12 protein-coding genes and 1 tRNA gene are annotated in these 13,810 nt (G+C 66.6%); 7 read left to right on the top strand and 6 right to left on the bottom strand.

All coding sequences use genetic code 11. From position 1 onward, the window contains the following. Nucleotides 1–130: 130 nt before the first annotated feature. Both AC07NY_RS22645 and AC07NY_RS22640 read left to right on the top strand, forming a co-directional pair. Complete coding sequence (locus AC07NY_RS22645; RefSeq protein ID WP_492287046.1) at nucleotides 131–1,219, top strand: 2'-deoxycytidine 5'-triphosphate deaminase; 1,089 nt, start codon at nucleotides 131–133, stop codon at nucleotides 1,217–1,219. 114 nt (nucleotides 1,220–1,333) lie between these two features. Next, nucleotides 1,334–1,408, top strand: a tRNA-Gly gene (locus tag AC07NY_RS22640). A gap of 15 nt (nucleotides 1,409–1,423) precedes the next feature. Here AC07NY_RS22640 and AC07NY_RS22635 read toward each other — a convergent pair. The 3 genes from AC07NY_RS22635 to AC07NY_RS22625 form a co-directional block, all read right to left on the bottom strand. After that, the gene (locus tag AC07NY_RS22635) at nucleotides 1,424–1,756 is read right to left on the bottom strand and encodes a hypothetical protein (RefSeq protein ID WP_494585684.1); all 333 of its coding nucleotides are present in this window, start codon (nucleotides 1,754–1,756) and stop codon (nucleotides 1,424–1,426) included. 94 nt (nucleotides 1,757–1,850) lie between these two features. Beyond that, nucleotides 1,851–2,525 carry a methyl-accepting chemotaxis protein gene (locus AC07NY_RS22630; RefSeq protein WP_494585683.1) on the bottom strand — a complete coding sequence of 225 codons (675 nt, stop codon included), beginning with the start codon at nucleotides 2,523–2,525 and terminating at the stop codon, nucleotides 1,851–1,853. Nucleotides 2,526–2,529: 4 nt separating this feature from the next. Beyond that, on the bottom strand, nucleotides 2,530–3,666 hold the full coding sequence (locus AC07NY_RS22625; RefSeq protein WP_494585682.1) for a PAS domain-containing protein: 1,137 nt from the start codon (nucleotides 3,664–3,666) through the stop codon (nucleotides 2,530–2,532). Between the two features lie 428 nt (nucleotides 3,667–4,094). On the opposite strand from AC07NY_RS22625, the gene AC07NY_RS22620 reads away from it, so the two are divergent. The 4 genes from AC07NY_RS22620 to AC07NY_RS22605 all read left to right on the top strand — a co-directional run bounded on the left by AC07NY_RS22620 (nucleotide 4,095) and on the right by AC07NY_RS22605 (nucleotide 8,059). After that, a complete protein-coding gene (locus AC07NY_RS22620; RefSeq protein ID WP_494585681.1) occupies nucleotides 4,095–5,357 on the top strand; it encodes a GGDEF domain-containing protein in 1,263 nt (420 codons plus the stop codon). Between the two features lie 130 nt (nucleotides 5,358–5,487). Continuing rightward, the gene (locus AC07NY_RS22615; RefSeq protein ID WP_492287042.1) at nucleotides 5,488–5,937 is read left to right on the top strand and encodes a hypothetical protein; all 450 of its coding nucleotides are present in this window, start codon (nucleotides 5,488–5,490) and stop codon (nucleotides 5,935–5,937) included. 201 nt (nucleotides 5,938–6,138) lie between these two features. Continuing rightward, nucleotides 6,139–7,137 (top strand): MraY family glycosyltransferase, encoded by a 999-nt coding sequence (locus AC07NY_RS22610; RefSeq protein WP_494585759.1) that lies wholly within the window; start codon nucleotides 6,139–6,141, stop codon nucleotides 7,135–7,137. Further along, nucleotides 7,130–8,059, top strand: a complete 930-nt coding sequence (locus AC07NY_RS22605) for an NAD-dependent epimerase/dehydratase family protein (RefSeq protein WP_494585680.1) — start codon at nucleotides 7,130–7,132, stop codon at nucleotides 8,057–8,059. Before AC07NY_RS22610 ends, AC07NY_RS22605 begins: the two co-directional genes overlap by 8 nt. Here the strand turns inward: AC07NY_RS22605 and AC07NY_RS22600 are convergent. From AC07NY_RS22600 to AC07NY_RS22590, 3 genes are all read right to left on the bottom strand, one after another. Beyond that, nucleotides 7,983–9,938, bottom strand: a complete 1,956-nt coding sequence (locus tag AC07NY_RS22600; protein ID WP_494585758.1) for an SDR family NAD(P)-dependent oxidoreductase — start codon at nucleotides 9,936–9,938, stop codon at nucleotides 7,983–7,985. The genes AC07NY_RS22605 and AC07NY_RS22600 overlap by 77 nt on opposite strands. Before the next feature lie 115 nt (nucleotides 9,939–10,053). Further along, nucleotides 10,054–10,650, bottom strand: a complete 597-nt coding sequence (locus AC07NY_RS22595; RefSeq protein WP_494585679.1) for a TetR/AcrR family transcriptional regulator — start codon at nucleotides 10,648–10,650, stop codon at nucleotides 10,054–10,056. A gap of 174 nt (nucleotides 10,651–10,824) precedes the next feature. Beyond that, entirely contained in the window at nucleotides 10,825–12,309 is a 1,485-nt protein-coding gene (locus AC07NY_RS22590; RefSeq protein WP_494585678.1) for a cobyric acid synthase, read from the bottom strand. Between the two features lie 348 nt (nucleotides 12,310–12,657). Here AC07NY_RS22590 and AC07NY_RS22585 point away from each other — a divergent pair, with 348 nt between their 5' ends. Continuing rightward, a complete protein-coding gene (locus AC07NY_RS22585; protein ID WP_494585677.1) occupies nucleotides 12,658–13,806 on the top strand; it encodes an aminotransferase in 1,149 nt (382 codons plus the stop codon). Nucleotides 13,807–13,810: the final 4 nt, after the last annotated feature.

Here is a 13,810-nt window from a genome sequence, read left to right as displayed (position 1 = left end):
AGCGTCAATGCGGCGGTGCGGCGATTCTGGCGTGGACAACCCTATGGGCCGCGCATGCCCGGCATTCGCCATGCTTGGCCTTGGAGGCCTCGTTCGTTAGCTATGACCGATTGTCCCCTGCGGAACGCGCATGCTGACCTTCAAGCCTGGCATCCAGCCCGACAGCTCCATCCGCGCCTTCATCGAGGCCGGTGCGATCACGCTCGCCCGGCCGCCGGCCGAAGGGCAGATCCAGCCGGCGAGCCTCGATCTGCGCCTGGGTGCGCGGGCCTACCGCGTCCGCGCCTCGTTCCTGCCCGGTCCGGAGCGCACCGTTCGCAGCCGGATCGACGATCTCTCGCTCCATGAGATCGACCTGACGCAGGGCGCGGTTCTGGAGACGGACTGCGTCTATATCGCCGAACTGATGGAAGGCTTGCGCCTGCCCAAGGGCCTGCGCGCCGCCGCCAATCCGAAGAGCTCGACCGGCCGGCTCGACGTTTTCACCCGCGTCATCACCGACCGCGCCCGCGAGTTCGATCTGGTCGAGGACGGCTATGAAGGCCCGCTCTTCATCGAGATCTCGCCGCGCACCTTCCCGGTGCTGGTCCGCTCCGGCTCGCGCCTCTCGCAGATCCGCTTCCGCGCGGGTGAGACCCGCCTCGATGACCGCGCGCTCGGCGAGATCCATCAGCGCGAGACGCTGGTCAGCGCGGCCGAGCCCTCCTTCCAGGGCGGTGTTGCCGTCAGCGTCGATCTCTCCGGCTTCGACGGCCTGCTCGGCTATCGCGGCAAGCATCACACGGCGCTGATCGATGTCGACCGCGTCGGCGCCTACCGGCCCGCTGATTTCTGGGAGCCGATCCACAATGACGGCTCGGGCAGCATGATCCTCGATCCCGGCCAGTTCTACATTCTCGCTTCGAAGGAAGCGGTGCATGTCCCGCCGGACTATGCTGCCGAGATGACGCCCTTCGACGCGCTGGTCGGTGAGTTCCGCGTCCATTATGCCGGCTTCTTCGATCCCGGCTTCGGCCATCGCGCCGCCGGTGGCCAGGGCGCCCGGGCCGTGCTCGAGGTCCGCTCCCGCGACGTGCCCTTCATCATCGAGGACGGTCAGATCGTCGGGCGCCTGGTTTATGAGACGATGGCGGCGAGGCCGGAAGCGCTCTACGGCGCCGATCTCAAGTCGAACTATCAGGGCCAGGCCCTGAAGCTCTCCAAGCACTTCAAGGGCTGAGCGGATACCCGCTCCGTCTTCCCGCGATCGCCTGCGATTCCCGGATGACACCTGGGCCCGGACCCGCTATGAACGCGGGCCTGCCGCGCGTTGCTTCGCCAGCGTGAAGGGCATGCGGGCGTAGTTCAGTGGTAGAACGTCAGCTTCCCAAGCTGAATGTCGTCGGTTCGATCCCGATCGCCCGCTCCAAACCTCTTCGAAAATTCAGCTTGTTGTCGTGCCGTGGCCTGCGGGCGAGGGCGCGGCCGCACTCGCCATGGCCTGCGCGGCTTTCGCGCCGTCGATCACGATCGGCGTCCAGCCGCGCTCCGGTGATTTCAGCCAGTCGGCGATATGCTCGAAGATGATGCGCTGGAAGGGCTGGATCGGCTGGCCGCTCTGCTCGGCAATGTCGATGATCCGGCCGAGTTCATCGACGAAGTCGCGCCTGATCTCGCTGCCGAGTCGGTTCTCCAGATGCTTGAACAGGATGCCGAACAGGCTGATTTGGGCGCTGGCCAGCCCGGCGATGCAGGTGCTGAGGTCATCTTGCTTCATGGCATGGGTCTCGTCATGGCCGGGGGCATGCCGTCGCTATCGTGGCGTCGCGGCATGCTCCTTGATCGAAGGGAATAGGGCTCGGCGGCGGAGGTCAGAACTCCGACCAGTCGCCGTGGCCGCCGTTCATCGCGCGCAGAACCTTGCGCTGCAGCCGGGCGGGAGCGGTGGGGGCCGGTTCGGCATCCTCCGGGGCCGGCCGCGTGAAGGCGACCGCACCGGCCCTGTCGCTCAGCCGGTCCAGCGGGATCTGGAACGAGGTGACGAGCGTCTGGAGGCGCTTGGCCGAATCCTCCAGCGTGCCGGCGATCCCGTGACTCTGCTCGACCATCGTGGCGTTCTGCTGCGTCATCTCGTCGAGATGGGCGACGACCTTGGCGACCTCCTCGATCCCGTTCGCCTGCTCGTGCGAGGCGGTCGAGATATCCGCCAGCGCGTCGGAGACCTGTCGCGACGACTGCACGATCTCGGTCAGCGCGGTGCCGGCTTCCTGGACCAGCTTCACGCCGGCCGAGACCTCCTCGGCCGAGTCCGTGATCAGCTTCTTGATGTCGTTGGCCGAATCGCTGGAGCGCTGCGCCAGGGCCCGCACCTCCGAGGCCACGACGGCGAAGCCGCGGCCCGCCTCACCGGCTCGCGCCGCCTCGACGGCTGCGTTGAGCGCCAGCAGATTGGTCTGGAAGGCGATCGTGTCGATGACGTTGATGATCTCGGCGATATTGGCGGAGGCGCGCTCGATGCGCTCCATCGCGGCGATGGCCGCGGTCACGATGTCACCGCCGATTGGCGATGGCATTGGCCGTCTCGCCGAGGACGGTCGCATCCTGCGCCCGTGCCGCGCTCTGCTTCACCGATGCGGCGAGCTCCTCGGTCGTCGCTGCCGTCTCCTCAAGGCTGCTTGCCTGCTCCTCGGTCCGCTGCGCGAGGTTGCGGCTGTCCCGGTTGATCGCGGATGAGCCCCTGGCGAGCGTGTCCGAGATGTCGGCCGTCGTGGTGACGACCTCGCACAGCGTTTCGATCAGCGCGTTCACGCCCTCGCAGAGATTGCGCAGGTCTCCGGCCTTGCCGGTCATCTCGATGCGCGGATTGAGGTTCTTCTGCTTGGCTGCCGCGACGACCTGCTGCGTTTCCGCGACCGCGCGCTGGAGGGCTTCCTGCTCGCGGCGGCGGTCCGTGATGTCGGACGCGAATTTCACCACCTTGAACGGCTGCCCGGCCGAGTCGAGGATCGGATTGTAGGTGGCCTGGATCCAGATCCGGCGCCCGTCCTTGCCGATCCGCAGATACTGGCCTTCATCGTATTCGCCGCGGCCGAGCTTCGCCCAGAAGCGCTTGTAATCCTCCGAGCCGTTCTGTTCCGCGGCGACGAACAGTCGGTGATGCTGGCCCTTGATCTCGTCGAGGCGATAGCCGACGGCGGCCAGGAAGTTCTCGTTGGCGTCGAGGATGGTGCCGTCGAGGGCGAACTCGATGACGGCCTGCGATTTGCGGATCGCAGCGATCTGCGCCTCGGAATTGGCGATCTCGGCCTTCTGCGCCGTGATGTCGGTCGCGAATTTCACGATCTTGACCGGCTTGCCGCCGCGCCCCAGCACCGGCGCATAGATCGCCTGCAACCAGAGCGGCGCGCCGTCCTTGCCGATGCGCAGGAACTGGCCCTCCTGCGGCTCTCCCTGGCGCAGCGCGTTCCAGAAGGCCTTGTAGTCGGGCGCTTCCGCCAGGTTCCGAGGCAGGAAGATCGCATGCTGGCGCCCGGTGATCTCCGCCAGCTGGTAACCGGTTGCCGCAAGGAAATTGGCATTGGCGAAGAGGATCTTGCCTTGGGTGTCGAACTCGATCACCGCCTGAGACCGATGGATCGCATCGATCTGTGCGGAAGCGTTGTCACTGCTGAAGAGGTTGAAGGCCATTGTTCGTCCCTGACGCGATGCGACGTAGGGCAGAAAAGCTCTGGCCAAGTTAAATAACGAGCCGGCGCGTCAAATCAGGTGATCAACGGTTTCTTAACCAAGGTGAACACCCGGGTTGAGATTAACGAATCATCGAGGATTTTTGCGGATTTGAGGCCGTTATTCTGGGAACCATGAGCGCTTTCTGGGAGATGGCGGCAGCGGCGAGTTAACGTGTTAAGAGGTGTAAACGCCATATTAACGCGCTGGACATAGTTTTGTTGTCGTTTGATAACTATAAGATACTATCGATCGTCGTCATCAGGAGCATCTATTCTGCCGGATAAGGTGAAATGCTGAGCGCAGCGCTCTGGGAAGACGAAGATTTCACGCAACTGAAGGTTGAGATTTCAACTTTGAGCGGTAATGTTCCGCCGTTAGTGCGCGCTATGGTGGCAAGTACCGTCAAGCACTTCGCGGTGGAGTTGGTGGACGATCTCTGGCTGGATCTCGCTCGCCATGCGCGGGTCCAGGCCCTGTTCGACGACGATGCCATCGCCGGTCGGTTTCGGGGGGCCCTGTCGCAATGGCTCGTCGATGTCTTTCCGAAGGATGCGATCGACGCGACGGCCTTCCTCATGCGCCAGTCCGAAATCGGATCGACCCATGCCCGCATCCAGATTCCGACGGCGCTGAGCATGCTCGCGGCGCGGGTGCTCAAGCGCGGCATCTACAACAGCCTCAAGCACACGCGGCTGTCCCGCGACGAGTTCGTCCAGGCGGCGCTTTACGTCTCCGGGGTCATCGATGTCGCAGCTGCCGCAATCGCCGCCGCCCATATCAGCGGGCTCGACCGCAACCTGCGGGCAGAGGAAGCGCTGCGCCAGGTCTCGATCGATCACGACTTCCGCGCCGAGCGGGAGAAGCAGAAGGCCTCGCTCGCCGAATGGGCGCAGGCCGTCTTCTTCGGCTCGCATATCGTTGGCGAAGCCGATGGCTCGTTGCCGTTGAGCCGGTCCGAGTTCGGCCTGTGGTTCTCCCACCGGGCGAACCTGCTGTTCGGCCGCTCCGCCGAATATGCGTCGATCGCCCTTCTCGTCGCCGAGGCCGACGAGCATGCCCGGCAATTGCGTGACAGTGGTGAGGCGGCCCGCAGCCAGGGCCATCTCCGGGAGATCAGGCAGATCGTCAGCCAGATCAACAATCTCCTGAGCGTCCTGTTCAGCCATTCCTTCGACGTGGGCAGCGCCCGGGACCCGCTGTCGCGCCTGCTGAACCGGCGCTATCTCCGGGCCGCGATCTCCCGCGAGGTCGCCTTGCGGCGGCGGACGAGCCGGCCCTTCTCGATGATCATGCTCGAGATCTCGCAGTTCGACGGCCTGCGGGCGCGCCTCGGCGAAGGCGGTGCCGACACGGTCGTCCAGCAGACGGCGGCCATGCTGCTCAACGCGGCGCGGTCGAGCGATACGGTTTTCAGCATGGGCCGGGAGACCTTCCTGATCATTCGCGTCGGGACCGATGCAAGGGAGGCGGCGGTGTTTGCCCGCAGCATCGTCGAGAGCTACGCGGCGACTCATTTCTCGATCGACGGCCAGACGGTGCTTCAGAACAGCCTGAATGTCGGCGTCATCGAATATGACGGCCACCCCGACCCGCGCCGTCTCGTCGACCAGGTTGCCAACGCCCTGCGCAACGAGAAGGGCGGCAGCTGACCGGCCCTCTGCCGCGCCTCGCGACCGGCGGGGATATGGCAATCCTGCGATCCCGCTCATGCCGCGGGATCGAATCCGCGTTTCGCGGGTTGATGCCGCGACGCCGCCAATTCGGCGCAAGGAGCAGGATATGATCACGATCAGGCAGACAGCCACCACCATCGCCGCCGTTCTGATGCTGGCTTCGCCGGCCATGGCGCAACAGCGCTCGCTCGGCCCCTCGACGGGGACCGTGCGCCTCGAGCAGGTCCAGGCCGGCTTCATCGCCTCCGGCGAGGCGGGTGGCGGGACCTTGCGCTACCAGGGCCGCTCCTACCCGATCACGGTCGGCGGCCTCGGCATCGGCTCGATCGGCGCCTCGCGCTCGGTCGCCTCGGGCACGGTCTATGGCCTGCGCCGCGTCTCCGACTTTGCCGGACCTTATGTCCAGCTCAAGGAAGGCTGGGCCGTGGGCGCGGCCGGCCGCGGCACGACATGGCTGCGCAACGACAAGGGTGTGACGCTCAAGCTCGCCACCCGCCGCCAGGGGCTCCAGCTCCAGCTCGGCGCCGATGGCGTGCTGATCGGCTTCCGTAACTAGAGCATTTTCGAGCGAAGCGGACACCGGCTCGCGGAAAGAAAACGTGTTAAAACAAAGACCTGGAGCAATTCCACTATTCGGAGAATTGCGGAATTGCTCTAGCCCGGAGCCGCTTCGCGCGGATAAGCCAGGCTAGCCTCTAGGCTTTTGCATCGCCTCGACTATGGTGCGGGCACTTTGGAAAACGTGCTCCACCCCCTGATGATCTGTGCCGCCGCCGCCGTTCTGGCGGCGGTGCTCTGCGTGGCCTTGCGCCCGCTTCTCCTGCGCTATGCCCTGGCGCGGCCGAATGCCCGGTCCAGCCACAAGGTCCCGACCCCGCAGGGCGGCGGCATCGCCGTGCTGGCCGGAGCTTTCATCGCGCTGGGCGCGGCGCTCTGGCTCGCGCCGGTCGAGGGCGAGGCGACCCGTGCCGTGCTGGTGCTGGTGCTGGCCGTGACGGGGCTCGGCATCGTCGGCGCCTGGGACGACATCCGGCCGTTGCCGGCGGGCATCCGGCTCGTGCTGCAGGCGGCTTGCGTCGGCTTCGTGCTGTTTCGTGCCGCGCCGGAGCTGCGCCTCTTTCCCGAATTCCTGCCCTTGGCGGTCGAGCGCGCCATCGCGCTTCTGGCGGGCGTGTGGTTCGTCAACCTCGTCAATTTCATGGACGGGCTCGACTGGATAACCGTCGCCGGCATCGTGCCATTGACGGCCGCGCTGGCGCTCGCCGGCATGGCCGGTGCGATCGATCCGGTAACGGGCTGGCTTGCCGCCGCGCTCTGCGGTGGCCTCCTCGGCTTTGCGCCCTTCAACCGGCCGGTGGCGCGCCTCTTCCTCGGCGATGTCGGCTCGCTGCCGATCGGGCTCGCCACCGCCTATCTGCTCTATCGCCTGGCTGGGGAAGGTGCCTTCGCCGCCGCCCTGATCCTGCCGCTCTATCACATCAGTGACGCGACGATCACGCTGCTGCGCCGCCTCGCGCGCGGTGAGAAGGTCTGGGAGGCGCATCGCTCGCATTTCTACCAGCAGGCGACGACGAACGGCTTCAGCGTGATCGCGGTGGTCGGCCGCGTCGCCCTGCTCAATCTCGCGCTGGCCGTGATCGCCGGTGTTTCATTGGCCTGGCCGGCGCTCCCGGTCCAGTTCGCTTGCCTGGCAGCGGCCGCCTTGCTCACCGGCCTGCTGCTGCGCCGCTTCGCGACCGGTCCGCGCCATGGCTGAGGAACGCATCCTCGTCACTGGCGCGAGCGGCTTTGTCGGGCCGCATGTCGTCGCGGCGTTGATCCAGGCCGGCTATCGCCCGCGCCTCGCCCAGCGCAGCCCAGGGCCTGTCCCGGCCGGCGCGGAGGCGGTCGTGACCGGCGATCTCTCGGCGCCCGTCGACTGGCGCGCCGCGCTGGAGGGCGTCGACCATGTCGTGCACATGGCTGGCCTCGCCCATGCCGGACCGGGGCTCGACGAGGCGCTCTATCGCCGCATCAACACCGAGGCGACGCTGGAGCTCGCCCGGGCTGCCGAAGCGGCCGGCGTTCGCCGCTTCGTCTATCTCTCATCGATCAAGGCGCTGACCGACGCCTTCGACGGCCCGCCTTTGCGGGAGGATGGGCAGCCCGCGCCCGGCGACGCCTATGGCCGCTCCAAGCTCGCGGCGGAACAAGGCCTTGCCGCCCTCGATCTCGATTGGGTCGCGCTGCGCCCTGTCCTGATCTACGGGCCCGGCGTGAAAGCCAATATGGCGGCCTTGCTCAAGCTGGCGCGCTTGCCTGTGCCGCTGCCTTTGGGTGGGTTGCAGGCGCCGCGCTCGCTGCTGGCCGTCGGGAATCTGGCCAGCGCCATCCTGTTCGCGCTGACGCCGGCCTGCCCGGTACGGCAAAGCTATGCGTTGGCCGACCCGGAGCCCATCAGCGTCGCCGACATGCTCGTGGCGATGCGCGCGGGGCTGGGCCGCGGTCCCGGTCTGTTGCCCGTCCCTGAACTCTGGCTGCGCCGGCTGTCGCGCCTCGCAGGCCGCGAGGAGACATTCCTGAAGCTGGCGGGAAGTGTCGTCGCCCGGCCGGAGCGCCTGCTCAGTGCTGGCTGGCAGCCGCAGGCAGAGACGAAGACGGCGCTGGCACAGCTGGCTGCTGCGAGTCGCGCCGGCTGAAATCCGGGATCGCTTCGTCGAGCACGGCATTGGCCGCACCCTGGTCATTGGCCTTCACGGCGGCCTGGAGCTGCGTCAGCCAGGCCTCGATCCGGTCACGGCCGGCGAAGATCGGCTTGGCGGCCATGATGCCGTCGAGCCCGGTTTCCGCCATCGGCTCGTCGCGCGCGAACAGGATCTCGTTCAGGCGCTCGCCTGGCCGGACGCCGGAGACGACGATTTCGATATCCTCGCCCGGCTCGAAGCCGGCGAGGCGGATCATCCGCTCGGCCAGGTCCATGATCCGCATCGGCTGGCCCATCTTGAGCACATAGACGGCCGCCCGCTCGGCCTCCGCATCGCTTGCGCGAGCATGGGAGGCCGCGGTCAGCACGAGGTCGCAGGCCTCGCGGATCGTCATGAAATAGCGGATCATCTCCGGGCTGGTCACCGTGACCGGCCCGCCACGGGCGATCTGCGCCTTGAACTTCGGTACCACCGAGCCGGCCGAGCCCAGCACATTGCCGAAGCGCACCGCGACGAGGCGAATGCCGGAATCGGCGGCGACGAGTTCGGCATCGCGCGACTGCGCATAGATTTCGGCGAAGCGCTTGGTCGCGCCCAGCATCGAGACGGGCTCGATCGCCTTGTCGGTCGAGATCATCACAAAGGTTCGGGCGCCGGCCGCGACGGCGGCGTCGATGACGTTCACCGAGCCGAAGATATTGGTCTTGATGCCCTCGCTCCAGTCGGCCTCCAGGTAAGGCACATGCTTCAGCGCCGCGGCATGGACGACGATGTCGGGCTTGAAACCGGCGAAGAGCGGCATGATCCGCTCGCGGTCGCGCACATCGGCCAGCACGCCGGAGACGGCGGTGTCCGGCGCCTGAACGGAGAGCTGCTCGCTGATCTGGAACAGGGCCGGTTCCGAGCTCTCGACGACGAGCAGCTCGGCCGCGCCGAAGGCTGCGCAGCGCAGGCAGATCTCGGAGCCGATCGAGCCGCCGCCGCCGGTGACGATGACGCGCTTGCCCTTCAGGAAGGAACCGAGTCGCTCGCGATCGATCGCGACGGTCGAGCGCACCAGCAGGTCCTCGATTTCGAGCGGCGCGACTTCGGTGTCGCGCACGCCCTCGCCGAGGCTGTCGATGCGCGAGATCGGCAAGGCGAGCTTGCGCGTGCGCGCCAGCCATTTCTCCGGCTGCGCCTCCGGCAGCAGGGCCGATGGGGTGGCGACGATGCGGCGGAAGGCCTCTCCGCGCTCGATCGCCTCGCCGGCGATCCGCTCGATGTCCCCGAGCAGGCCGAGCACCGGCACGCCGCGGATCGACTGGCCGAGATCGTCAGGGCGCGGCGACAGGATGCCGGCGGGCCTGAGCCGCCGCATCGTGCCGGCTTCCATGGCGCGGATCACCATCTCGATCTCGACGCCGCGCCCGAGCAGCAGCGCCGGCAGGTTCGCCTCGCGGACCGCGCTGGTGCGCGAGCGTGCATATTTGAAGTATCGATAGGCCAGCCGCGGCCCGCCGAGCAGGGCGACCTGCACGAGCCAGTAGAGCGCGATCGAGATCTTGCCAAAATAGAAGGCGCCGTAGAAATTCGGCGCAACCAGCACATAGTCGACTGCGAGCAGCGATACCGTCAGGACGGAGACCGCCTTCACGATGTTCGAGAGGTCGGGCAGCGAGGCGAAGCGCCATTTCGAGCGGTAGAGCGAGAACAGCCAGTAGATCAGCCCGGCATAGGCCACGAAGAAGGGCAGGAAGCGCGGCAGGTAGCGCAGATGCTCGACGAGCTGGGCGCCCTCGAAGCGGACGACGAAGACGAGCCAGATCGCCAGCGCCGTGACCGCGAGGTCATGCAGGATGACGGCGAGCTTCTTGAGATTCTGTTTGGGCAGGATGGCCATGTCCGCGCGGTATCCCGCTCCCTCGGCGGCTTGTCAACGCGCTGGAGCATCGGCCCGAAAGGGGAAGCGCGGTTTTCGGCGCAGCCGATACGCGGCGCCGGGCCGCTCAGCGGGCCTGGGGTCTGGCTTCGAGTGCGCCGAGCACGAAGGCGATCATCTCGTCCGGCGTCGGACCGGGAATGCATTCGCATTGCGTGATCAGCAGCGGATGCATGAAGCGGATCATCGCCGTGCGGATGCAGCCGGTGGCGTGCGCCGGCTCCATCGGCCGGAACTCGCCGCGCGCGATGCCGTCGGCGACGACGCGGCGCAGCACGACATCGAAGCGCTCGATATGGGCGATGATCGCGTCCCAGCTCTCCTCCATCGCGGCGCAGACCATTTCCTGCATGCGGGCATGGCCGGCAAAGCGGGCGGCGTTCAACCGGTAGGAGGTGGCGAGGATGTCGCGCAGGCGCTCGGCCGCAGGCCGGTCCTCATCGGCGATTGTGGCGATCGCCTCTTCCTGCTCGCGCTTGTAGCGCTCCAGCACGGCCTCGTTGATCGACTTCTTCGAATCGAAGAAGCGATAGACGTTGGCGGGGCTCATCCGCAGGGATTTGGCGATGTCCGCCACAGTCGTCTTCTGATACCCGATGTCGCGGAAGAAGCGCTCGGCGGTGTCGACGATGATCTGCCTGGTATCGCGTTCGGGATTGCTCACGGCGCCGTTGGCTGGGTTTGTTTTAAACGAAAGCGGTGAAGAATTGATCGTTATGACGAATTTCGTCATTCGTCAACATAATGGCGAATAAAGACTTTTGCCTTGATGTGCATCAATCTTTCGATGGGACCCTGCTGAAGGAATAGATCAGGGCGCTCGATGTTCCCGACCGGCTCAGGCTGCGGAATCGCGGTTCTTCGCGAGATTGAACAGGGTTTCCGTATCGAAATGATCATTCAAATGCATGGCGAGCCGATCCAGGGTCGCCTCGATCGCATCGTCATAATGCAGGCCTGACGGCTTTCGGCGCTGGCCATCGATCGCGGCGAGCCAGGCGCCGCGCACCGCGTCCGAAGCAAAGATACCATGCAGATAGCTGCCGGCGACCCGGCCGTCCGGGCTTGCGGCGCCTTCCAGCCGGCCTTCGACGCGGAACGGCGCGCGGATCGTATCGGCACCGTCCGTCCGGCCGAGATGGATCTCATAGGCCCGGCCTGCGGCCGCGCAGCCGGCATCGATGAAATCGACCTCGCGAACGGTCTTCTCGGCGTCGAGCGTGGTCTCGATATCGAGCAGGCCGAGGCCCGGCGCCTCTCCGGGCGGGCCTTCCAGTCCCAGCGGATCGCGCACCACCCGCCCGAGCATCTGGTAGCCGCCGCAAAGACCGAGCACGCGCCCGCCCCTGCGGCGATGGGCGAGGATATCGATATCCCAGCCTTCCCGCCGCAGCGCCGCGAGGTCGCGCAGCGTCGTCTTGGAGCCCGGCAGGATGATGAGGTCGGCATCACCCGGCAGCGGCTGCCCCGGCCCGATCATGGCAAGGTCGACATCCGGTTCCAGCTTCAGCGGATCGAGATCGTCGAAATTGGCGATGCCCGGCAGCACAGGCACGGCGACCTTGAGGCGCGCACCCGCTTTCCGCCCCGATCGGATGTCGAGTCCATCCTCGGCCGGCAGCCTGACCGCATCGGCAAACCAGGGCACGACGCCGAGGCAGGGCCAGCCGGTCGCCTCGGTGATCGTCGTGACGCCGGGCGCGAACAGTTCGACAGCGCCTCGGAAGCGGTTGATCGCGAAGGCGCGAATCATCGTCCTGTCTTCGGCATCGAGCACCGCATGGGTGCCAACCAGGCTCGCGATCACGCCGCCGCGGTCGATGTCGCCGACCAGCACGGCCGGCACGTTCGCCGCGCGGGCGAAGCCGAGATTGGCGATGTCGCGCGCGCGCAGATTGGTCTCGGCCGGCGATCCAGCGCCCTCGACGATGACGAGATCGGCGCCCTCGCTCAGGCGCGTGAAGCTGTCGAGCACCTGCGGCATGAAATCCCCGCGCCGCGCGAAGTCGCGCGAGGCGAGACGCCCGGCGACGCGGCCCTGCAGGATGATCTGGCTGCCCTGCTCGCCCTCGGGCTTGAGCAGCACCGGATTCATGTCGGGATGCGGTTCGATGCGGGCGGCGCGGGCCTGAAGCGCCTGCGCCCGGCCGATCTCACCGGCCCCGGTCGCCGCGGCATTGTTCGACATGTTCTGCGGCTTGAACGGGCGCACCTTCAGGCCGCGATTCGCGAAGAGCCGGCACAGTCCGGCGACGATCAGCGATTTCCCGACATTGGAGCCGGTGCCGAGGATCATGATCGCGGGGACGGGGGAGCGGGCCATGCGCCTGCTTAGCGCGGTTTCCGCGAGTGCGGAAACCGGTCGCGGCAATCTTCAGGCAAGGGCGCTGGGAGAGTCTGGCGCGGATTTCGCGCGCCCCGAGATGGTTTGCACCATCCTGACAAGGTTCGCCGGCCTTCTGCGGCATCCTGCTGCGCCAAAGGGGCGAAGTCGCAACAGGCGTCCGCCGAAGGCCGGCTGAACTGAATAAACACTGAACGCTGACGAATGTCAACATTCATCATTCGCTATTTTCTGCCCCTCAGCCAGATCGTTTTTCCATCGCGTGCGCCGGCCGGTCCGGCATGCTAAAGCCACGGCTCCCGCCTTTGCCGAGCTGATCCGACCGCGATGAATCCGATCCTCTCCGCCCTCCCCACCACCGTTTTCGAAGTGATGTCGCAGCTCGCCCGCGAGACCGGCGCCGTCAATCTCGGGCAGGGTTTTCCGGATGATCCCGGCCCGCTCGATGTCCGCCGGAAGGCGGCCGAGGCGGTGGTCGATGGCTGGAACCAGTATCCGCCGATGATGGGCCTGCCCGAGCTGCGCGAGGCGGCGGCGAAGCATTACAGGCACTGGCAGGGGCTCGATCTCGATCCGACGACGGAGATCATGGTGACCTCGGGCGCGACGGAGGCGATCGCAGGCGCGCTGATGGCCCTGATCACGCCCGGCGACGAGGTTGTGCTGTTCGAGCCGATGTACGACGCCTATCTGCCGCTCGTGCGGCGTGCCGGCGGCATTCCGAAATTCGTGACGCTGACCCCGCCGCATTTCGGCTTGACCGAAGAGGCGCTGGCCAAGGCCTTCTCGCCGAAGACGAAGGTCGTGCTGTTCAACAATCCACTGAACCCGACGGCGACGATCTTCGGGAAGGCCGATCTCGACCTGCTCGCCGATTTCTGCGTACGCCACGACGCGATCGCGATCTGCGACGAGGTCTGGGAGCATGTCGTCTTCGACGGCCACCGCCATGCCTCGGTGCTTGGGCGGCCCGACATGCGCGAGCGCACCGTCAAGATCTCATCCGCTGGCAAGATCTTCTCTCTGACCGGCTGGAAGGTCGGGCTCGTCATGGCGGCACCCGCGATCATGCGCGTGCTATCCAAGGCGCATCAGTTTCTCACCTTCACCACGCCGCCGAACCTGCAGGCTGCGGTCGCCTACGGGCTCGGCAAGGAGGACGGCTATTACGAAGGCATGCGCGCCGATTTCCAGCGCTCGCGCGATCGCTTCGCGGCCGGTTTGCATGATCTCGGCTTCGCGGTGCTGCCGAGCGCCGGCACTTACTTTCTCAATGTCGACATCGCCCCGCTCGGCGAGAGCGACGATGTCGATTTCTGCCGCAGGCTGGTGACCGAGAACGGCGTCGCCGCGATTCCGGTCAGCGCCTTCTATGCCGAGGGCGCGGTCAGGAACGTTGTCCGCTTCTGTTTCGCCAAGCGCGACGCGACGCTGGATGCGGCCTTGGAACGGCTGGCGGCACGTCGCCCGCGCTGACGCT

This window comes from Allobosea sp. GW821-FHT09G06, from assembly GCF_059416005.1.
Note: the sequence above shows the minus strand (reverse complement) of the source record. Positions and strands in the feature narration are given on the sequence as shown.

Excerpts from the sequence above, each read along its gene's own strand:
- AC07NY_RS22645 (WP_492287046.1), top strand. The coding sequence starts at position 131 with ATGCTGACCTTCAAGCCTGGCATCCAGCCCGACAGCTCCATCCGCGCC.
- AC07NY_RS22635 (WP_494585684.1), bottom strand. The coding sequence starts at position 1,756 with ATGAAGCAAGATGACCTCAGCACCTGCATCGCCGGGCTGGCCAGCGCC.
- AC07NY_RS22625 (WP_494585682.1), bottom strand. The coding sequence starts at position 3,666 with ATGGCCTTCAACCTCTTCAGCAGTGACAACGCTTCCGCACAGATCGAT.
- AC07NY_RS22620 (WP_494585681.1), top strand. The coding sequence starts at position 4,095 with ATGGTGGCAAGTACCGTCAAGCACTTCGCGGTGGAGTTGGTGGACGAT.
- AC07NY_RS22615 (WP_492287042.1), top strand. The coding sequence starts at position 5,488 with ATGATCACGATCAGGCAGACAGCCACCACCATCGCCGCCGTTCTGATG.
- AC07NY_RS22610 (WP_494585759.1), top strand. The coding sequence starts at position 6,139 with ATGATCTGTGCCGCCGCCGCCGTTCTGGCGGCGGTGCTCTGCGTGGCC.
- AC07NY_RS22605 (WP_494585680.1), top strand. The coding sequence starts at position 7,130 with ATGGCTGAGGAACGCATCCTCGTCACTGGCGCGAGCGGCTTTGTCGGG.
- AC07NY_RS22590 (WP_494585678.1), bottom strand. The coding sequence starts at position 12,309 with ATGGCCCGCTCCCCCGTCCCCGCGATCATGATCCTCGGCACCGGCTCC.
- AC07NY_RS22585 (WP_494585677.1), top strand. The coding sequence starts at position 12,658 with ATGAATCCGATCCTCTCCGCCCTCCCCACCACCGTTTTCGAAGTGATG.